Consider the following 18,548-nt stretch of genomic DNA (forward strand, 5'->3'; position numbering starts at 1 on the left):
ATGAACACGATAAAAGAGCAAAAAAGCTTATGTATTCGTTCGATTGATAAGAGTTAATCTAAGGTATGCTAAAAAGTTTTGGACGGTAACATTTAATCCTAAGCTCAGAAGTCAATTTTATACATGGGTAAGGAAATGAGAACAATTAGATATTTTTTTTAGAAAAAATGTTAGTAGCCATTCAAAGCATTAATTGTAGAATGAACGAGGGTTAAGATTATTACTTGCCGAAGATCAGATAAGCTAGAACTGATAAATATCATACCGTATCGTTTTAAGTAATTATTATTCTAATCATATTATTATTAGCTGTAATTAGCCTGTGTTGCATCAATCATAAAATTAAATCTTAGTATAAATACGAGGTGACTTTATTTCAATGTTTGTATTGTGATATTCCTCTTTATTTATCTAATGCAAAGCCAACTATCCAGTAGATAATATTATAAAACCATCATTAAATGACTAACCAATTATAGTTATTATTTGTGTACTTCACCATGATTATAATTGAGTACTGTTTTTTTTATTCTAAAATTATTTTTTGTTTAATTTTTATAAGATTGTTAGTTTTTTATTTAATAAAATAATTTATTCTTATTTGGTATTAAAAATGCTATGGGTGTTTTTTTTGTTTACATTCTTACTTTGTTATTTTTTTAATTTAAAATTGAAATTATTTATAGGTTATTTCTATTCATGATGTAGTCAGTGTGAAATTATATTTTATATATAAAACGGATCTTCATGTTAAAAATTATTCCTTACATACAAAAAAAAGAACTTAAATAATTTTAAACATATGAGTAAATACTAAGCGTTATGTATAATCACTTATTAACGACTATAAAATATATTGCTATATTTTAATTATATAATAAAAATAACTCCCAGATTAATACTTGGAGACTCTATGGAAAAAACTCGAACAACGTTAGATCAATGGATAACTCTACAGGCAGTGGTTGACTGCGGTGGTTTTGCTCAAGCAGCTGAAATTTTGCATAGGACACAATCATCAATTAGTTACACCATTAGTAAATTAGAGCAAACATTGGAAATTGAAATATTTTCTTTAGAAAAACGTCGTGCAGTATTAACTAGACAAGGAGAGCAGCTATTAGCGCTATCGAGAGAGGTAACAAATAAAGCAATTTCATTAGAAAAGGTTGCTAAATCATTAAATTACGAAGGAAATAATAAAATTAATATTGTTATTGATTCACTATATCAAAGTGATGAAATACTGAAAAAAATTGGGGATTTAAGTCGGTCTAGAAAGGATTATGATATTGATTTAAAACGTTTATTATTAAAAAAAACAGATATTTTTGGGGTTAAAAATTATGATTTATTAATTACTCACCATTACGTTGAGTCGTTAAACCCTATATTCCTTGAGCAAGTTGAGGCGGTGTTTGTAACCAATCCAAATCATAAACTTCAACATTGCCAGGCTGATAATATATTGAAATCAATGGAAAAAACAACATTGATTGCTTTGGAGTCTACAGAGATAGATGGTATGAAAAGTATCCAAACTATTCATGTTCCTAATGTGGATTTAGCAATTCAATTAACAGAGAATTCGATTGGGTATTTATGGTTACCAAAGAATTTAGTCCAGAAGGAATTGAATAATAATTCATTAAAAGAGCTGAAAACAGCAAATAAAAAATCATTCTATAATTTCTACATGTATATGAATAAAAATTCAATGGATAATGAAATTTTAAGATACTACCTTATTGATAATGAAAAAATTAAATGAATGAGTCAATTAATGAATAATTAAAATAAAACATAAATATTTTAGATGTCATTTTAAAAAATTCAATGTATCCATTAGTTAACTTAACTAAAGGTAAATGGTATATTTCTTTCGTACACCCAATATGAGTAATTTATTTATTCATATAGTAGCAATTAATAATTAAAGATTTTTATTATAGGAACTATTATGAGTATTCTAAAAAAATCCCTAGCAGTAATAGGGGTTGCTTTAGCTGTAACATCTGCACCAACTGTTTTTGCTTCAGGTACAATTAATTTTACCGGGGAAATAACTGACATTGCTTGTACAGTTGATAGTAACTCAAAAAATTTAAATGTTGACCTTGGAAAGGTATCAGCTAAAAGTTTAGCTGCACAGGGTGAAGTTGCAGGATTGAAAGACTTCACGATTAAGCTTGTTGATTGTCCAGCAAACTCGAAAGTAACCGTACGCTTTGGTGGTACACGTGATACTGCAGACCGCGATATTCTTGCAATTAACCAAGGTGCAGGTGTTGCAAATAATGTCGGTATTGCTTTATTTGAAAAAGACGCAACAACACAAATCAAATTATTTGATGATTCAAAACAAATTGAATTCGATGGTGCAACAGTAGACTTAGATTACGTAGCTCGTTATAAAGCAACAGGCGTAGCAACTGCTGGTCCTGCTAATAGTAGTGCAGTATATAGCATTCAATATCATTAATTAGTTGGAGGGTGACAATGGTTGCCCTCTTTCTCACATCAATATCATGGCTGTTTTATGAAAAAAATATTTTTTTCAATCTGTATATGTTTATTTTCTATTTCTAACATCTCTCAAGCGTCAGGTATTAGTGTAGGTGGAACGCGTTTTGTCTATGAAGAAAACAAACGTGAAATTGATATCCCGATTTTTAATAGTGATAAAGAAAAACCATTTTTAATCCAAAGTTGGGTTTCTCCATTTAATGGTGAGGGTAAAGCACCATTTATTGCGACGCCACCATTATTCCGAATTGAACCAGATACAAATGGTTCAGCGAGGATCTCATACATAGGTGAACCTATAAATTCAAATGAAGAAAAAATCTATTTGCTTAATATTAAATCAATACCACCTAAAGATAATAGTATTGAAAATGAGCTACAGATAATTATAAACTCACAATTTAAACTGTTTTTAAGGTCGAAAGATATTGAACCTTTTGATTTTGAAAAGGTTAATTTAATTGAGAAATCAGATGGAGTTATGATTGATAACCAAACACCATATCATTTATCAATCAAAAATATCCTTATCAATGGCAAGGTCATTGATGGTGCTAGCTTAATATACCCATTTAAAAATGATTATATTCTTAAGAAAAAAACAAATAATAGTGATTCAATAGTTGTTCAGTTTATTAATGACTATGGCGCTATCATAGAGAAAAAAACCAAGTAAGAGTATCTAAGATGTCAGTTCTCTATACCAAAAATAGACTTATGTATTCTAAAGTTTTTACTACGATCAGCTTAATATTGTATGCCAATAATACAATTGCTGAAGATATATTTGATATCAATGCTATTAATACTGGAATTGAAAGTCAAGTTGCTGATGTGAATAGCTTGGGCTACTTATCATCCGCAGGTGGGCAATTACCAGGTGATTATTTTGTCGATATTTATATTAATGATCAACTTGTGGATAATAAGAATATTACATTTTTATTTGATGATAAAACTAAAAAACTACTCCCTAAAATAACAAAAAATATGCTACTAGAGTGGGGGGTAAAAAACTCAGCAAGTGAAAAATTCTCATCAATTGAAGGTGATGAATATTTGAACGATATTGCTCAAGTTATTCCTAGTGCTAATTATCAATACAAATTCGAAATCCAACAACTACAAGTAAGCATTCCTCAAATTGGATTAGAAAATACTAGCCGAGGCTACGTTGAGCCAAAAGAATGGGACGATGGAATTAATGCAGCATTTGTTAATTATACTGCAAGATTTAATAAACATTGGTACCAAAATAGAGACAACAGAGATAATACATTCATAGGTTTAAGAAGTGGCATTAATATAAATGCTTGGCGTTTACGTAGCTATAACACATATAGTAATACAACAAATGAAACAAACTGGAATAATTTACAAACCTATATAGAACGAGATATTAGAAGCTTAAAAAGCCGATTAACGATTGGTGAAACATCCTCTGATAATGGTGTGATGGAAAGCAACCCTTATCGTGGGATAAGGTTAGCCTCCGATGAAAGTATGTTACCTCAAAGTGAAAGAGGTTTTGCACCGACAGTCACAGGAATTGCGCAATCAAATGCGATTGTTACTATCAGGCAAAATGGTAATGTGATTTATCAAACAACTGTACCACCTGGTGAGTTTTCAATTAATGATTTATATCCAACTTCATACAGTGGTGATCTTGAGGTCTCCATTGAAGAAGCTAATGGAACAATCAGATCTTTTATTCAGCCATTTTCAGCGGTACCAATGATGCAAAGAGCTGGTGCATTAAAATATAGCGTGGATATTGGTAAATATAATGTTGATAGTGCACGGCGTAAACCAAATTTTGCGCAAGCATCAGCAATTTATGGGTTACCATATAACTTATCCGCTTATGGAGGTTTTTTAGTTTCCCAAGACTATCAAGCTTACACAATAGGTACTGGAGTAAATTTAGGTAATATTGGTGCGATATCGACAGATATTACGCAAGCATCAACACAATTGATTGATAAAAAGAAGGCAGAAGGGCAATCGTACCGAATTCAGTATTCAAAATATATTCCAGACACAGGCACTTCTTTTTCTTTGGCATCATATCGCTATTCAACAAAGAATTACTATGATTTCTCTGATTCGAATAATTATTTCTATAATATCGGTCGGAAAAAACAACAGTTTCAAGCATCAGTATCTCAATCGCTTAACGGAATAGGTTATTTATCAGTGAATGGTTACCAGCAATATTACTGGGATAAAAGTGGTTCTGATAAAAATTTAACGATGAGTTTTAGTTCTAATTATAATTCGATGAATTACAGTGTTGCTTATTCTTATACAAAGCAAGATTATTCGAATACCAATGACCAAATGCTGTCATTAAATTTAAGTATTCCTTTTGATTTAGGACGGAAAAATAATTGGATCAATTATAGCTATAATACCAGTAAAAATGGCGACTCTATTAGCTCATTGAGTTTTAATGGCACGCAATTAGAAGATAATAATTTGCAGTATGACCTTACGCAAAGATATAACCATAGCCATGACGAATATAGTAGTTCCGTTAGTGCAAACTATATAGTTTCATCAGGGGAATACAGTGCAGGCTATAATTATGACCCTAAATATCATTCTGTCGATCTCGGTGCAACAGGAGCATTATTACTGCATTCTGGAGGGCTAACGACATCACGTACTATTTATGATTCTGCAGTACTCGTAAAAGCTGAAGATATTGATAATTTAAAAGTGAATAATGCGCAGTCGCTCTATACTAACTCTTCAGGCTTTGCAGTGATTCCTACGGTCACACGCTATGAACGAAATAAAATTAGTATCGATACTGCAACATTAAGTGGTAACAATGATGTTGCTATTAATACAACAACCGTCGTTCCTACCCAAGGTGCTATTGTATTAGCCAATTTTCAAGCAAAACGCGGTGCTAGAGTATTACTAAAACTGCAGCATGCAGGCAAACCCATTGCATTTGGCACTCAAGTTTCTGTGATAGAAAATGAAGAGCAAGTGACTGGAGGTATTGTTGCAAATGATGGGGAAGTTTATTTAAGCGGTGTTCCAGAGCAAAGTAGCATCATTGTAAAATGGGGTAATAGTCATAATCAACAATGTACAGTTCCACTTTCATTATCGTTAGAAAATGAAAAAATTCAGTTTATAGAACGAACTTGTGAATAGGGGTCGTCATGAATAATTTAGGATTAAAAATCGGCATTCCATTACTTTTATATTCACAATTTGGTGTTGCAGAATTTAGGGCTGAATTTACTAACCAACTTGTTAATTCGAATAAAACACTTTATGTCTCACGCACATTACCGGTAGGTAGTTTTATTGGTTCAGTTGATTTAGGTACTCATTCCCCTTGGGTGTGGTGGAATGTAACTGGTAATACAGAAGTTGGCATCTATTTACCAAGCGGATATGGGAATTCAAGGTATATTTCTGGTGTAGGTTATGTGAGAGAAGTTAATAGCTCAGGTGTGGGTTATGCTTTACATGGTACAGTATTAAGTCCTTGCTCTGGTTCTGCGTATGTTGATGGAGTAAATACGAAAGATGGAAATATTAGTAATAGGTTAATTTGTGGTTCTAGTGCATCATCAGCAACATATACTGTAAAGTTAAGAGCAGATTTTTATAAAGTTGGTAACAATGTTAAAAGCCAAACTTTACCAACAACTAATGCTGCAATGTTAATTTTATTCCATAATGGTTTTATTACGTCAGATTTATATGGAAGAGTCGAACCCAAAGTAAATATGGGGCCAATTAATGTTATTTCGAGTGGTTGTGAAGTTAAAAATAAGTCAATAGATGTGCCGTTCGGTAAAGTCAGCAAATCGTCGTTTACAGGTGTTGGTTCAACGAGCTCCGAGAGTAAGAAAAACTTTCAAATTCAATTAGATTGTGACCCTATATCGCCTATAAAAATTACATTTATTGGAACTCAAGATGCAAGCCAAACACCAGGGGCAATTGCACTCAATAATTTAGCCGATGAAAATACAGCGAAGGGCTATGCAATCCAAGTGAAATATAAAGGAGCACCAATTAAGCTTAACCAGTTAATGCCTATTGTTGAACAAAATAACGTAGGGCAATATAACATTCCATTGGAAGCTGCTTATATCCAAACTCAATCTACAACAACAGCAGGGAAAGCAAACGGTACGCTACAATTTAATTTGCAATATCACTAAGTTCTATTTGCTCTGCACGTAACAAGAAGTGAACTGCAGAGCTTTACTGTCTTGCATTACTTCTTATTTAGCCATCATTTTGTACTTTATCTTAATTCATCACTAACCTGAAGTAAGTTATAGTTAGTTTTTATTGATGCATAAATTGAGGAAGACTATGGCATTTGATCGTATGGATTGGCACTACGGTGGTGATTATCCTTCAGAGTTACCTACTGAGAATGGAGGCACCCATATTGGCTTTTATTTGACATGGATTATTCATAATAATTTAGTCGGAGAATTTCATGTTGAAGAATCAGAGGAAGAGCTCGCATTAGTCAAAGCTCGAAAGCTTGATGGCCGTGAATTTTTGATGACAATGTGTGATGAAAAATTTATAGATGAAGATTTAAGTGATGAAGGTAACGCTTTTACTCAGTTTTATTATGCAGCAGAAGAGAAAGGCTACTTTGAAGATTATGAACGTGTTCTTAAAGGTAATTTACCGACAACTTACCATATAGAAAACTCATGGGAAAATTACGATAAAATTGCACCTGTAATTAGCGAAGCATATATCAAATGGAAACAGGCTCAAGATTAGATAGAGCATCAATATAAAAGAAAGCCCCCACCCATTAGGTGAGGGCTAAAAGATTATTCGACTTCTAGAATACGACAAGTGTTCGTACTACCGACAGTACCCATTAAGTCACCTTGGGTGACAAGAACCACGTCGCCACTCATTAAATAGCCGTTATCACGCAAACGCGTCACTGCCTCGTTCGCAGCCGCAATGCCATCTGTGTGGGTGCTACAGAAAACGGGAGTAACACCACGATAGAGAGAACACTGATTAAGCGTTTTTTCATGGCGAGACATTGCAAAAATCGGTAAGCCAGAGCTGATCCGAGACATCATACGAGCAGTACGACCAGACTCAGTCATTGCAATGATAGCTTTAACCCCTTTAAGGTGGTTAGCCGCATACATTGTTGACATGGCAATCGCTTCTTCTGGGCTACTAAACTCTGCCTCTAAACGGTGTTTAGATACATTCAGGCCAGGCATTTTTTCTGCACCAAAACAAACTTGTGCCATTGCAGCGACAGTTTCTGCTGGGTACTGGCCTGCAGCTGTTTCAGCAGAAAGCATAACGGCATCAGTACCATCCAACACCGCATTCGCAACGTCCATAACTTCAGCTCGCGTTGGCATTGGGTTAGTGATCATGGATTCCATCATTTGTGTTGCAGTTATAACAACACGATTTAATTGGCGAGAACGGCGGATCAATTTTTTCTGGACAGCGACTAATTCTGGGTCGCCAATTTCCACACCGAGGTCACCACGAGCAACCATAACGACATCAGAAGCGAGGATAACTTCGTCCATGACTTCATCATTGGCTACGGCTTCTGCTCGTTCTACTTTAGCAACAATTTGGCATTCACAGCCTGCATCGCGAGCCAAGCGGCGTGCATAATCTAAATCTTCACCTGAACGAGGGAATGAAACGGCTAAATAATCAACATTAATTTTTGCTGCGGTTTTTATATCTTCTTTGTCTTTATCTGTTAATGCCTCAGCAGAAAGGCCGCCACCGAGTTTATTAATACCTTTATTGTTAGATAATTGGCCACCAACAGTAACTTCTGTAAATACTTGTAAGCCTTTGACTTCGATGACTTTTAATTGAACTCGCCCATCATCAAGAAGTAAAATATCGCCTGGAACCACATCAGCAGGTAAACCTTTATAGTCGATGCCCACTTTATCTTGGCAGCCTTCACCTTTGCCTAAGTTGGCATCAAGAATGAATTTATCACCAATATTTAGGAAAACTTTACCATCTTTAAACGTGGAAACACGAATTTTAGGACCTTGTAAATCGCCGAGGATCGCAACATGACGACCTAAACGAGCGGCAATTTCACGTACTTTATTAGCACGTAATTGATGGTCTTCTGGAGTTCCGTGGGAGAAGTTAAGGCGAACAACGTTGGCACCAGCATTGATAATTTTTTCAAGATTATTATCGCGATCGGTTGCTGGACCAAGAGTTGTAACAATTTTAGTTCTTCTAAGCCGTCTAGACATGTATTACTCCGTTGACCTGTAATGGTGTTGATAAAAGAGTGAAACCATTTCACTCCATTTCGAAACCTGTTTACTGCAAATAGGGATGCTGACACGAGCACAGCTATTATATACAGCCAATTTCTTAATGCTATCAGGTCTGTAAAACTATTAAAGCCCGAAAGCAAAGAAAAGCATTTATACTGTCAATTTATTGCCTTTAGATGCTATCAAACCGCGAATCACGTAATGCTTCTTTGACGCGCTTCAAGTTATCTCTAAATTTTTCACCTCTTCTTAACGTAAAGCCCGTAGTTAATACATCAATTACAGCGAGCTGAGCCATTCTTGATACCATTGGCATATAGATATCCGTATCTTCAGGAACATCAATAATAATAGATAAGGAAGCGGCTAGAGAGAGTGGTGAGCTTTCTGAGGTAATTGCGATGACTGTAGCGTCGTTTTCTCGAGCTAAACGTGCCATGTCAACTAATGCTTTGGTTCTTCCCGTATGGGAAATGAGCACAATAACGTCTCCTTCAGTACTATTGATACAGCTCATACGTTGCATGACAATATCATCGAAGTATATGACAGGAATATTAAAGCGAAAAAATTTATTCATTGCGTCATGAGCCACAGCGGCTGAAGCACCAAAGCCAAAAAAACTGATTTTTCGAGCTTGAGTTAATAAATCGACAGCACGGTTAATTACCCCGATGTCTAGTGTGTGTTTTACATTATCTAACCCAGCCATAGCAGATTCAAAAATCTTGTAGGTATAGGTATTTACTGTATCCGTTTCTTCTATATGGCGGTTTATGTAAGGAGTACCATTGGCTAAATTTTGTGCTAATCGTAATTTGAAATCAGGGAATCCTTTCGTGTCCATTTTTCGACAAAATCGGTTTACTGTTGGTTCACTAACATCGGCCAATTGCGCTAGTGTGGCGATGCTAAGATGAATGGCATTTTGTGGCATACTTAGAATTACTTCAGCCACCTTTTTTTCTGATTTACTTAAAAAATCGAGACTAGTCTTCATTTGTTCTAAAATATTCATATAGCAAAAGCGCCTATTTCATCGAAAGGAGAAATTTTTGAGTCATCACGTTATCCTATTGTTGATTTTAAATTTCTTACTGTGATGCTGTAATAAAGAGTGAAAATATACTATGTATGATAGGTAAGCTATCTGAATACAGGTGATAAATAGCAGCTTTTTGTGAAACTTTGACCCGTATCTAATTTTCAGATTAGTAAACAACCTACTTATTTTGTTATTTTTTTACGAAAGCTGTCTCCATTCAGTTAAATCGCATCTTTTTAATACACTAAAAATTATTCAGTGTGTAACATAAGATTGAACAGGCAATATGTTGTTTTTTTCATCATAAAAACTGTGATCGGTATCATGAACATTTACTGGGCACTAGCAACAGGGTACATTAGCGGAATTAGGGCTAATTTTAACAAAATTACAATAAGGCCTATCCTAGTTAGGTCTTACATTCCGCAAATTGAGGAGAACCAATATGGCGGTACATAATGCTGCTCAAGCTTGTGACTTAATTATTTTTGGCACCAAGGGAGACCTCGCTCGTCGTAAGCTGCTGCCATCGCTTTATCAATTAGAGAAAGCAGGTTACATTCATCCTGATACGCGCATTATTGGCGTCGGCCGTGCTGAATGGAGTCAAGATGATTATGTTCACTTTGTCAAAGAAGCGTTAGAGAAGTTCTTAAAAGAAGATCTCGATTCAGCCTTATGGGAAAAACTGAGCGCGCGCTTGGATTTTTGTAACTTAGACGTTAATCAGACTGAAAGTTTTGTGCGCTTAGCTGAAATGTTAAAACAAGATGCACAACCTGCCATCCATTACTTTGCAATGCCACCGAGTACTTTTGGTGCAATGTGTCAGGGCTTGGGCCATGCTAAATTAAATAAAAAGCCAAATCGTGTTGTCATGGAAAAACCACTGGGAACGGATTTAGCATCGTCACAAGAAATAAATAATGAAGTGGCTAAGTATTTTGATGAAAGCCAAGTCTATCGTATTGACCACTATCTTGGTAAAGAAACCGTTTTAAACTTACTCGCATTGCGTTTTGCAAACTCGTTATTTATCAATAACTGGGATAACCGCACTATCGATCATGTCCAAATCACGGTTGCAGAAGAAGTGGGAATCGAAGGTCGCTGGGGGTATTTCGACCAAGCTGGCCAAATGCGTGATATGGTACAAAACCACTTATTGCAAATCTTAACGATGATTGCCATGTCGCCACCGGCAGACTTAACCACTGACCGTATTCGTGATGAAAAAGTGAAAGTCTTGCGTTCTTTACGTCGTATTGATCATACCAATGTGCGTGAAAAGGCTGTACGTGGGCAATATACCTCTGGTTTTGTTCAAGGCAAAAAAGTTCCTGGATATTTAGAAGAAGAGGGTGCGAATAAGCAAAGTATGACTGAGTCATTCGTTGCTTTGCGTGTTGATATTGATGATTGGCGTTGGGCAGGTGTACCTTTCTATTTGCGTACGGGGAAACGCCTACCTGCTAAATGTTCAGAAGTTGTGGTTTATTTTAAAAAACCTGCACTGAATATTTTCTCTGAAAGTTATCAAGACCTGCCTCAGAATAAATTAACTATTCGTTTGCAGCCTGATGAAGGGATTGATATTGAAATTATGAATAAGGCACCAGGCCTTGATCATAAACACCGTTTACAAACCACTAAACTGGATTTAAGTTTCTCTGAAACTTTCAACCAGACTCATCTTGCAGATGCTTATGAGCGTTTATTACTTGAAGCCATGCGTGGCATTCAAGCATTGTTTGTTCGCCGTGATGAAGTAGAAGAAGCATGGAAATTTGTTGATTCTATTATCGATGCATGGGCAATGGACAATGAAGCGCCTAAACCATATCAAGCAGGGACTTGGGGGCCTATTGCATCTGTAGCAATGATCGCACGTGATGGCCGTTCATGGAATGAGTTTGAATAATAGTATCAACATATGAAATATTAGTTAGCGTATTGATTTAAATGGCGGGATGACCCGCCATTTTTCTATGTTTACGATATTTTTATCTTTATTACATAGGGAACTAAAGGATTAGTTCACTACGTCCTGTCGCTGCCATATGAATAATCGCTTGTTCGATGCGTAAACATGCCATTTTAGCGGCATCAGGAACGGATAGCCCTGCTAATAACTGGGCGGTGAGTTCTGCACCAAATAAATCCCCCGTTCCTTTTGGTGTGACAGGGTAACGTTTATGACGGATCACGGCTACGTTATCTTTGGTAACACAAACCACTTCAATATTATCGTCATCAGGCTGGAAAGCACTTGTGATGATTACCCACTGTGTATTTCCCTTTAATAAGCTACGGGCTGCGGCTGTCGCATCATCCAAGTTATTGACTTGTTTACCACTTAAGGTCATGAGTTCGAATTTGTTTGGAATAATTCCTGTAGCTAAAGGTATGACTTTATCGCGGTATACCTCGGCAATTTCGGGTGGAATATAAAAACCACTATCTTCATCACCCATGACTGGGTCGACAATAACCGGTAGCGCTGTTCGTTCTTTACGGACTAAGGTTAACCAGTTAGCTAAGTCTTGGGCTTTTTCTGGGGAGCCTAGATAGCCTGTCAAAATAGCTCTCACTGAATTTAAGCTACCACGCTCAACAAAACCGTTTAAATAACCACGAAACCACTCACCAGGTAACTCACCACCATAGCAAGTTGTATAATGAGGCGTATTACTGAGTACTACAGTCGGTACTGCCGCAACACGTAAACCTTGTTTTGTCAGGGCTGGAACGGCAATGCTATTTCCAACACTGCCATAAATAACTTGTGACTGAATTGAAACAACATCATAAGGTAATGGTGTTGCATCAGCAGAATTTTGGAAACTATTAGAGGTAAGGCTAAAGGCGTTCATGGCTCTCTCTTCGGCATATTACAATCATATAGCTACTATAAGAAGCTTGTTCAATCAGGTTGTCAATGCTAAAAATCGAATAGATTATTTAAGGCGTGATGAGAGTATAAAAAGTGGGAAAAAGCATTTTTTTTAAAAAGTAATTCCACTGGAAAATTTATCATTGTCGCTTGTTTATTCGTGTAACATCCGACATATCAAGGGTTAATTAGCATATTAATGAATAGTTATGCATATTTCTATTCAATATAAAAAATGTTTATATTCATTGACTTAATAAAATTGGCATGCTAAAAATAAGCTGAAATTAACTATCAACATGAGGGTTCGGAGTAAATTGGGTAGATGTCTACCTGATGAAAAGAATAAGATATCATGCTTAGCTCAACTAGCGGCAAGATCAGCAAGTCCCAAAAAAGAACGACACACAGGCTTTTCCTTTCAGCTATCCTTTCCAGTGAACACTACTGGTGTGGTGCATTATAGCGTCTCTCTCGATTATTCATTTCGCTGAATAAACTCAGCAACACGTTGTTATTTATTTGAATTTTCAACAACCGCGCAATAGTTATTTGTATTATTAACTTGTACAAAAAATAGTCTATTACGTGGCTGTATATAGAGAGATATTATAATGATTTACTGGATATTTTTAGTATTAGCTATCATAACCGAAGTTATCGGTACCCTATCAATGAAACATGCGAGTGTAAGTGGTGATTTCACCGGTATGGTGGTGATGTATGTCATGATAGCAACATCGTACATTTTACTTGCTGTCGCAGTTAAAAAAGTGGCATTAGGTGTCGCCTATGCACTATGGGAAGGTATCGGTATCCTTTTTATCACAACATTTAGTGTCATGTGGTTTGGAGAAACGCTATCGCCAATGAAAATCGGTGGGTTAGTATTACTGATCACCGGTATTGGGCTGATTAAATCAGGCACCAAAAAAGCCACTGTTCGCCAATCTGCACAGAAAGTAAAACAAGTTACACAAAACGCGGTCAATGCAGCCAAAACAAATGCTTTAGTTGGGCGCGAAGCTAAGTCGGAGGCGTAATATGGCCAGTCATTTTGAATGGTGGCATGCTGCGTTTTTGATCCTAGCAGTTATATTAGAAATCGCAGCCAACATTTTGTTAAAAATGTCGAATGGATTTAAACGGTACTGGATAGGCATTCTTTCTCTCATTGCGGTACTCGGAGCCTTCAGTGCATTAGCGCAAGCAGTAAAAGGCATCGAGCTTTCAATTGCCTATGCATTATGGGGGGCATTCGGGATTATCGCGACAGTAGCAGCAGGTTGGATACTTTTCAATCAACGGCTAAATTATAAAGGCTGGGGGGGGATTGTGTTATTGCTACTAGGTATGGTTCTCATCAAGATGTCGTAATGCTCGTCATATTTTGCACTGTCGCGTTGTTGGCTGCATTCGTTAACTCTAGTCGCATACTTATGTATGCTCCAAGGGATTAACTCACTTGCCGCCTAGCGACACTGCAAACTATTTAGAGCATGAATGGGAAGCCTATTTTGCACTGTCGCGTTGTTGGCTGCATTCGTTAACCCTAGTCACATACTTATGTAATTGGTTATATTCTCAAATTATAGCTATTCAAAATAAAATGGGCGCTCATAATTGGCGCCCATTTTAATTAAGTTAAAATTTGCCTAATCAATCAATTGCAGCAACAATCTTAATTTCGACTTTATATTCAGGCTTCATCAGTAATGCTTGGACAGTACAACGGACAGGCGCACTTCCAGCAACAACCCATGCATCCCATGCTTGGTTCATACCTGCAAAATCGGCTTTATCAGCGAGAAAAATAGTCGCATCAAGGATTTTACTTTTGTCTGAGCCAACACGCTCAAGCATGACATCAATCGCTGCAAGCGTGTTTGCTGTTTGGGCAACAATGTCAGCATCAAGGTTTTCAGGAACACTGGTGTAGTAAATTACATCATTGTGAATAACAGCTTCCGACCAACGATTATCTGGGTCAATGCGTTTGATAGTCATAATTATTCCTTATTATACATGTAGCTCAAGAATAACAGTTTGTAGGTAGGATGAAAATCAGTTGTTCAACGAAACAATAATTACCTCAGCAGGGTTAATAAACTCATGGTAAAGTGTGAGCCCTCATTATTACTCATAAATAGGTCTTGTAGTGCACGACGATTTTTCTGCGGATGGCTTTTTAGCCAGAACAATTCCCGGTTTTCAGCCTCGAGAAGCACAAGTTACTATGTCAAACGCAGTAACCGAGTCGATTGAGCAGCAGCATGTGCTAGTGGCGGAAGCTGGTACTGGAACAGGAAAAACTTATGCGTATTTAGTTCCTGCATTGCGTAGCGGAAAAAAAGTTATTGTTTCAACGGGCTCAAAGGCCTTACAAGATCAACTGTATCACCGGGACTTACCAACAATTATTGAGGCCATGAATTACACTGGGCGCACAGCCTTGTTAAAAGGGCGTTCGAATTATTTATGTCTAGAGCGATTAGACCAACAATCCCTCGGGGGTGGTAGTCTTGAGCCTGAGATATTGTCAGCGGTTGTGAGGCTACGCAGTTGGTCCATCGAATCTGAGCTAGGAGATACAAGTACTTGCCATGATATCGCTGAAGATAGCCCAGTTTGGCCATTGGTAACCAGCACTAATGATAATTGCCTTGGTAGTGATTGCCCGCGTTATCAAGACTGTTTTGTTTTAAAAGCACGACGCAAAGCATTAGAAGCCGATATTGTTGTTGTGAATCACCACTTATTTATGGCTGATAGAGTGGTGAAAGACACAGGTTTTGGTGAGCTAATCCCCCAAGCAGAAGTCATGATTTTTGATGAAGCGCACCAAATTCCTGATATAGCCAGCCAATATTTTGGCCAGCAACTTAGTAGTCGCCAATTGCTGGATCTGGCGCGCGATATGATTATGACCTATCGAACAGAGCTAAAAGACCAAGTGCAGCTACAAAAAAGTGCAGATAGACTCACGCAAAGCACGTTAGACTTTCGGCTCAATTTGGGTGAAAATAGTTTTCGTGGCAATTTACGTGATTTACTGAAACGTCCTGAAGTACAAAGGGCGTTGACGCTCCTTGATGATTCCCTTGAACTTTGTTACGAAGTGATTAAAACCACTTTAGGCCGCTCACAGAGCTTAGACTCTATTTTTGAGCGCGTCACAATATACCGAAATCGTTTAAACCGTTTAAAAGATGTGACAATTGCGGGTTACAGCTATTGGTTTGAAAGTTATGGTCGCCATTTTTTATTGGCACTAACACCCTTAACGGTTGCAGATAAATTCAGTGAAATGATTGCAAGTACGCCGGCCAGTTGGGTATTTACATCAGCGACGTTGTCAGTAAATGAGAAACTAAGTCACTTCACTGACCGTTTAGGTTTAGTTACTGCAAAAACGTTATTATTAGCCAGTCCATTTGATTATCAAAGCCAAACTTTATTATGCGTTCCTCGCTTTTTACCAGAACCCAATCAACGAGGTTTAGCACAAAAATTGGCAACAATGCTACGACCTATGATTGAAAAAAATCAGGGGCGCTGCTTCTTTTTATGTACCTCACATCTGATGATGCGCGAATTGGCGGAAGAATTTAAATCTTCATTGACATTGCCGGTCTTAATGCAGGGGGAAAGTAGTAAAAATAAACTATTGTCTCAGTTCATTTCAGCGGGGAATGCCGTGTTAGTCGCGACGAGTAGTTTCTGGGAAGGGGTTGATGTGCGAGGGGATGAACTCACTTGTGTCATTATTGATAAACTCCCATTTACGGCACCGGATGACCCGTTATTAAGAGCCCGCATCGAAGATTGTGAATTACGGGGGGGAGATCCATTCTCGGATGTTCAATTACCCGATGCCGTTATTACTTTAAAACAAGGTGTGGGCCGGTTAATTCGTGATACCAGTGACTATGGTGTCATCGTCATTTGTGATAACCGTTTAGTGACTCGCCCTTATGGTGAGGTTTTTTTACGTAGCCTTCCGCCATCACCACGGACAAGAAGTATACAAAAAGCAATTGCATTTCTTGAAGAAAAAAGGCAAGAAGCAGATAGAGCAAGCTAAATCCTATCTTGTTTTTCTGCTATTCCTACAGCCGTTTGTGCTAATATAAACGGCATCTTTTAATCAAAAACTATTAATTTGCCGGAGTTTAGGCATGTCGAGTCGTATTCTTGCTGTTGATACAGCAACAGAAGCCTGTTCAGTCGCGCTTTGGTGTGATGGTGACATTATTTCGCGTTTTGCTATTTCTCCTCGCGAGCACACGCAAAAAATTTTACCAATGGTTGAGGACGTTCTTGCAGAAGCAGGAATGGGGTTGAGCCAGTTAGATGCATTGGCTTTTGGGCGTGGTCCTGGCAGTTTCACGGGTGTTCGTATTGGTGTTGGGATCGCACAAGGGCTAGCATTAGGGGCTAATTTGCCTATGATCGGCATTTCCTCTTTAATGACACTTGCAGAAGGCGCCTTTCGTATTGAGGGCCATGAACAGGTATTAGTGGCTATAGATGCACGGATGTCAGAAATCTATTGTGCCCAATATCAGCGAACAGCTGAAGGTCAATGGTTAGGTGAAGACACTGAAGCCGTTTTACTTCCCGATGATTTTGAAAGTAAATTTGCTAAACTTTCAGGGCGTTGGGGTTATGCAGGCACAGGGTGGGAAGCTTATCCTTCATTATTGAATGCATCAGCTACATTAGCTAACAGCCATATAACGCTGCCTGATGCGCAAGATATGTTACCCATTGCAGCTCAATTATGGCAACAGGGAAAAGTGGTTGCCGTTGAAAATGTCGAACCGACTTACTTACGTAATGAAGTTACATGGAAAAAATTGCCTGGTCGTGAATAAGATACAGGAAGTTAATTGATGTCCAATTGGCTATATCTTGTGCTTGTGATATAGCCAATTTTTTATATTAAACATAAAACAAATCAAATATTGATTATAAAAAATACAAATCGAATCATTTAATAATTTAGGGTATTATTAGGCAGTAATAGAACTATTATGGCGACTTTTAACATATCGTGTTTTTGTTTGCTAAATGCTATTTAAAACTGTATTACCTGAATTTATAATATAGCTAATCGGAGGTGGTCTATGAATATTGAATTAAACTGCCGTAATGCACTTAAAGGCCTTTTTGTTGCAAGCGTATTAGCACTAACAGGGTGTGTTTCTATACCAGCTTCAATTCAAGGTTCGGTTCAAAACCCAACAGATAACTTAACATCTGTACAAAATGCCCCTGAAATGTATATTGGTCAGGAGGCGCGTTTTGGTGGAAAAGTCCTTGCCGTTGAAAATGAAGCTGCAAGAACACGTTTAGAAATTGCGGTGATGGCATTAAATAAATATGATGCAGCGCCAGAACTTAATGCGCCTTCTATTGGGCGTATTTATGCTTATCTAAATGGCTTCCGTGAACCAAGTGATTTTACTAATCGTTATATCACTGTAGTGGGGAAAATCACGGGTGAGCAGCAAGGGAAAGTAGGGCAAGTTCCTTATAAGTACGTCACGTTAGATGTTACTGGTTTCCAACGCTGGAATGTTGCTCAAAGTGTTATGATCCCACCATCTGGCCCGTGGGGTTATGGTTATTACGGAGACCCATATTTTTATAATCACCCATGGGGTTATGGTTATGGATACGGTTACCCTGGGGGACCAGTACCCGTACAAACTTATTTAACAGAATAACACTCCCGTATCTGTTTAAAGGCCCTGCTTATAGCAGGGCCTTT

The 18,548-nt window shown here is 37.3% G+C and carries 16 protein-coding genes; 12 read left to right on the forward strand and 4 right to left on the reverse strand.

Annotation, left to right across the window (positions count from 1 at the left end):
* Positions 1–913: 913 nt before the first annotated feature.
* The 6 genes from PR809_RS02285 to PR809_RS02310 all read left to right on the forward strand — a co-directional run bounded on the left by PR809_RS02285 (position 914) and on the right by PR809_RS02310 (position 7,311).
* The gene (locus tag PR809_RS02285) at positions 914–1,771 is read left to right on the forward strand and encodes a LysR family transcriptional regulator (RefSeq protein WP_102140274.1); all 858 of its coding nucleotides are present in this window, start codon (positions 914–916) and stop codon (positions 1,769–1,771) included.
* A 189-nt stretch (positions 1,772–1,960) separates the two neighbouring features.
* Complete coding sequence (locus tag PR809_RS02290) at positions 1,961–2,482, forward strand: fimbrial protein (protein WP_166265065.1); 522 nt, start codon at positions 1,961–1,963, stop codon at positions 2,480–2,482.
* Positions 2,483–2,539: 57 nt separating this feature from the next.
* Entirely contained in the window at positions 2,540–3,202 is a 663-nt protein-coding gene (locus PR809_RS02295; RefSeq protein ID WP_102140276.1) for a fimbrial biogenesis chaperone, read from the forward strand.
* An 11-nt stretch (positions 3,203–3,213) separates the two neighbouring features.
* Positions 3,214–5,700, forward strand: a complete 2,487-nt coding sequence (locus PR809_RS02300) for a fimbria/pilus outer membrane usher protein (protein WP_206276862.1) — start codon at positions 3,214–3,216, stop codon at positions 5,698–5,700.
* Positions 5,701–5,708: 8 nt separating this feature from the next.
* On the forward strand, positions 5,709–6,725 hold the full coding sequence (locus tag PR809_RS02305) for a fimbrial protein (protein WP_102140278.1): 1,017 nt from the start codon (positions 5,709–5,711) through the stop codon (positions 6,723–6,725).
* Between the two features lie 157 nt (positions 6,726–6,882).
* Positions 6,883–7,311, forward strand: a complete 429-nt coding sequence (locus PR809_RS02310) for a DUF7832 domain-containing protein (RefSeq protein WP_102140279.1) — start codon at positions 6,883–6,885, stop codon at positions 7,309–7,311.
* 53 nt (positions 7,312–7,364) lie between these two features.
* Here the strand turns inward: PR809_RS02310 and pyk are convergent, their stop codons facing one another.
* Complete coding sequence (gene pyk / locus PR809_RS02315; RefSeq protein WP_102140280.1) at positions 7,365–8,807, reverse strand: pyruvate kinase; 1,443 nt, start codon at positions 8,805–8,807, stop codon at positions 7,365–7,367.
* A gap of 199 nt (positions 8,808–9,006) precedes the next feature.
* Positions 9,007–9,852, reverse strand: a complete 846-nt coding sequence (locus tag PR809_RS02320; RefSeq protein ID WP_102140281.1) for a MurR/RpiR family transcriptional regulator — start codon at positions 9,850–9,852, stop codon at positions 9,007–9,009.
* 472 nt (positions 9,853–10,324) lie between these two features.
* Here PR809_RS02320 and zwf point away from each other — a divergent pair, with 472 nt between their 5' ends.
* Positions 10,325–11,800 (forward strand): glucose-6-phosphate dehydrogenase, encoded by a 1,476-nt coding sequence (zwf, locus tag PR809_RS02325; RefSeq protein WP_102140282.1) that lies wholly within the window; start codon positions 10,325–10,327, stop codon positions 11,798–11,800.
* 103 nt (positions 11,801–11,903) lie between these two features.
* Here the strand turns inward: zwf and pdxK are convergent, their stop codons facing one another.
* The gene (gene pdxK, locus PR809_RS02330) at positions 11,904–12,752 is read right to left on the reverse strand and encodes a pyridoxine/pyridoxal/pyridoxamine kinase (RefSeq protein ID WP_102140283.1); all 849 of its coding nucleotides are present in this window, start codon (positions 12,750–12,752) and stop codon (positions 11,904–11,906) included.
* A 634-nt stretch (positions 12,753–13,386) separates the two neighbouring features.
* Between pdxK and mdtJ the strand changes: the two genes are divergently transcribed.
* Together mdtJ and mdtI are read left to right on the forward strand one after the other, a co-directional pair.
* Positions 13,387–13,815, forward strand: coding sequence for a multidrug/spermidine efflux SMR transporter subunit MdtJ (gene mdtJ / locus PR809_RS02335; protein WP_042843885.1), 429 nt, complete (start codon positions 13,387–13,389; stop codon positions 13,813–13,815).
* A 1-nt stretch (position 13,816) separates the two neighbouring features.
* Positions 13,817–14,149 carry a multidrug/spermidine efflux SMR transporter subunit MdtI gene (gene mdtI / locus PR809_RS02340; protein ID WP_004254980.1) on the forward strand — a complete coding sequence of 111 codons (333 nt, stop codon included), beginning with the start codon at positions 13,817–13,819 and terminating at the stop codon, positions 14,147–14,149.
* A 282-nt stretch (positions 14,150–14,431) separates the two neighbouring features.
* Here mdtI and PR809_RS02345 read toward each other — a convergent pair whose 3' ends face one another.
* Positions 14,432–14,779 carry a RidA family protein gene (locus tag PR809_RS02345; RefSeq protein ID WP_102140284.1) on the reverse strand — a complete coding sequence of 116 codons (348 nt, stop codon included), beginning with the start codon at positions 14,777–14,779 and terminating at the stop codon, positions 14,432–14,434.
* 151 nt (positions 14,780–14,930) lie between these two features.
* Here PR809_RS02345 and PR809_RS02350 point away from each other — a divergent pair, with 151 nt between their 5' ends.
* From PR809_RS02350 to PR809_RS02360, 3 genes are all read left to right on the forward strand, one after another.
* The gene (locus PR809_RS02350; RefSeq protein WP_102140285.1) at positions 14,931–16,856 is read left to right on the forward strand and encodes an ATP-dependent DNA helicase; all 1,926 of its coding nucleotides are present in this window, start codon (positions 14,931–14,933) and stop codon (positions 16,854–16,856) included.
* Between the two features lie 94 nt (positions 16,857–16,950).
* The gene (gene tsaB, locus PR809_RS02355; RefSeq protein ID WP_102140286.1) at positions 16,951–17,649 is read left to right on the forward strand and encodes a tRNA (adenosine(37)-N6)-threonylcarbamoyltransferase complex dimerization subunit type 1 TsaB; all 699 of its coding nucleotides are present in this window, start codon (positions 16,951–16,953) and stop codon (positions 17,647–17,649) included.
* A 252-nt stretch (positions 17,650–17,901) separates the two neighbouring features.
* A complete protein-coding gene (locus PR809_RS02360; protein ID WP_102140665.1) occupies positions 17,902–18,504 on the forward strand; it encodes a Slp family lipoprotein in 603 nt (200 codons plus the stop codon).
* Positions 18,505–18,548 lie beyond the last annotated feature (44 nt).

Source organism: Providencia sp. PROV201, assembly GCF_028479545.1.
Lineage (GTDB): Bacteria > Pseudomonadota > Gammaproteobacteria > Enterobacterales > Enterobacteriaceae > Providencia > Providencia huaxiensis.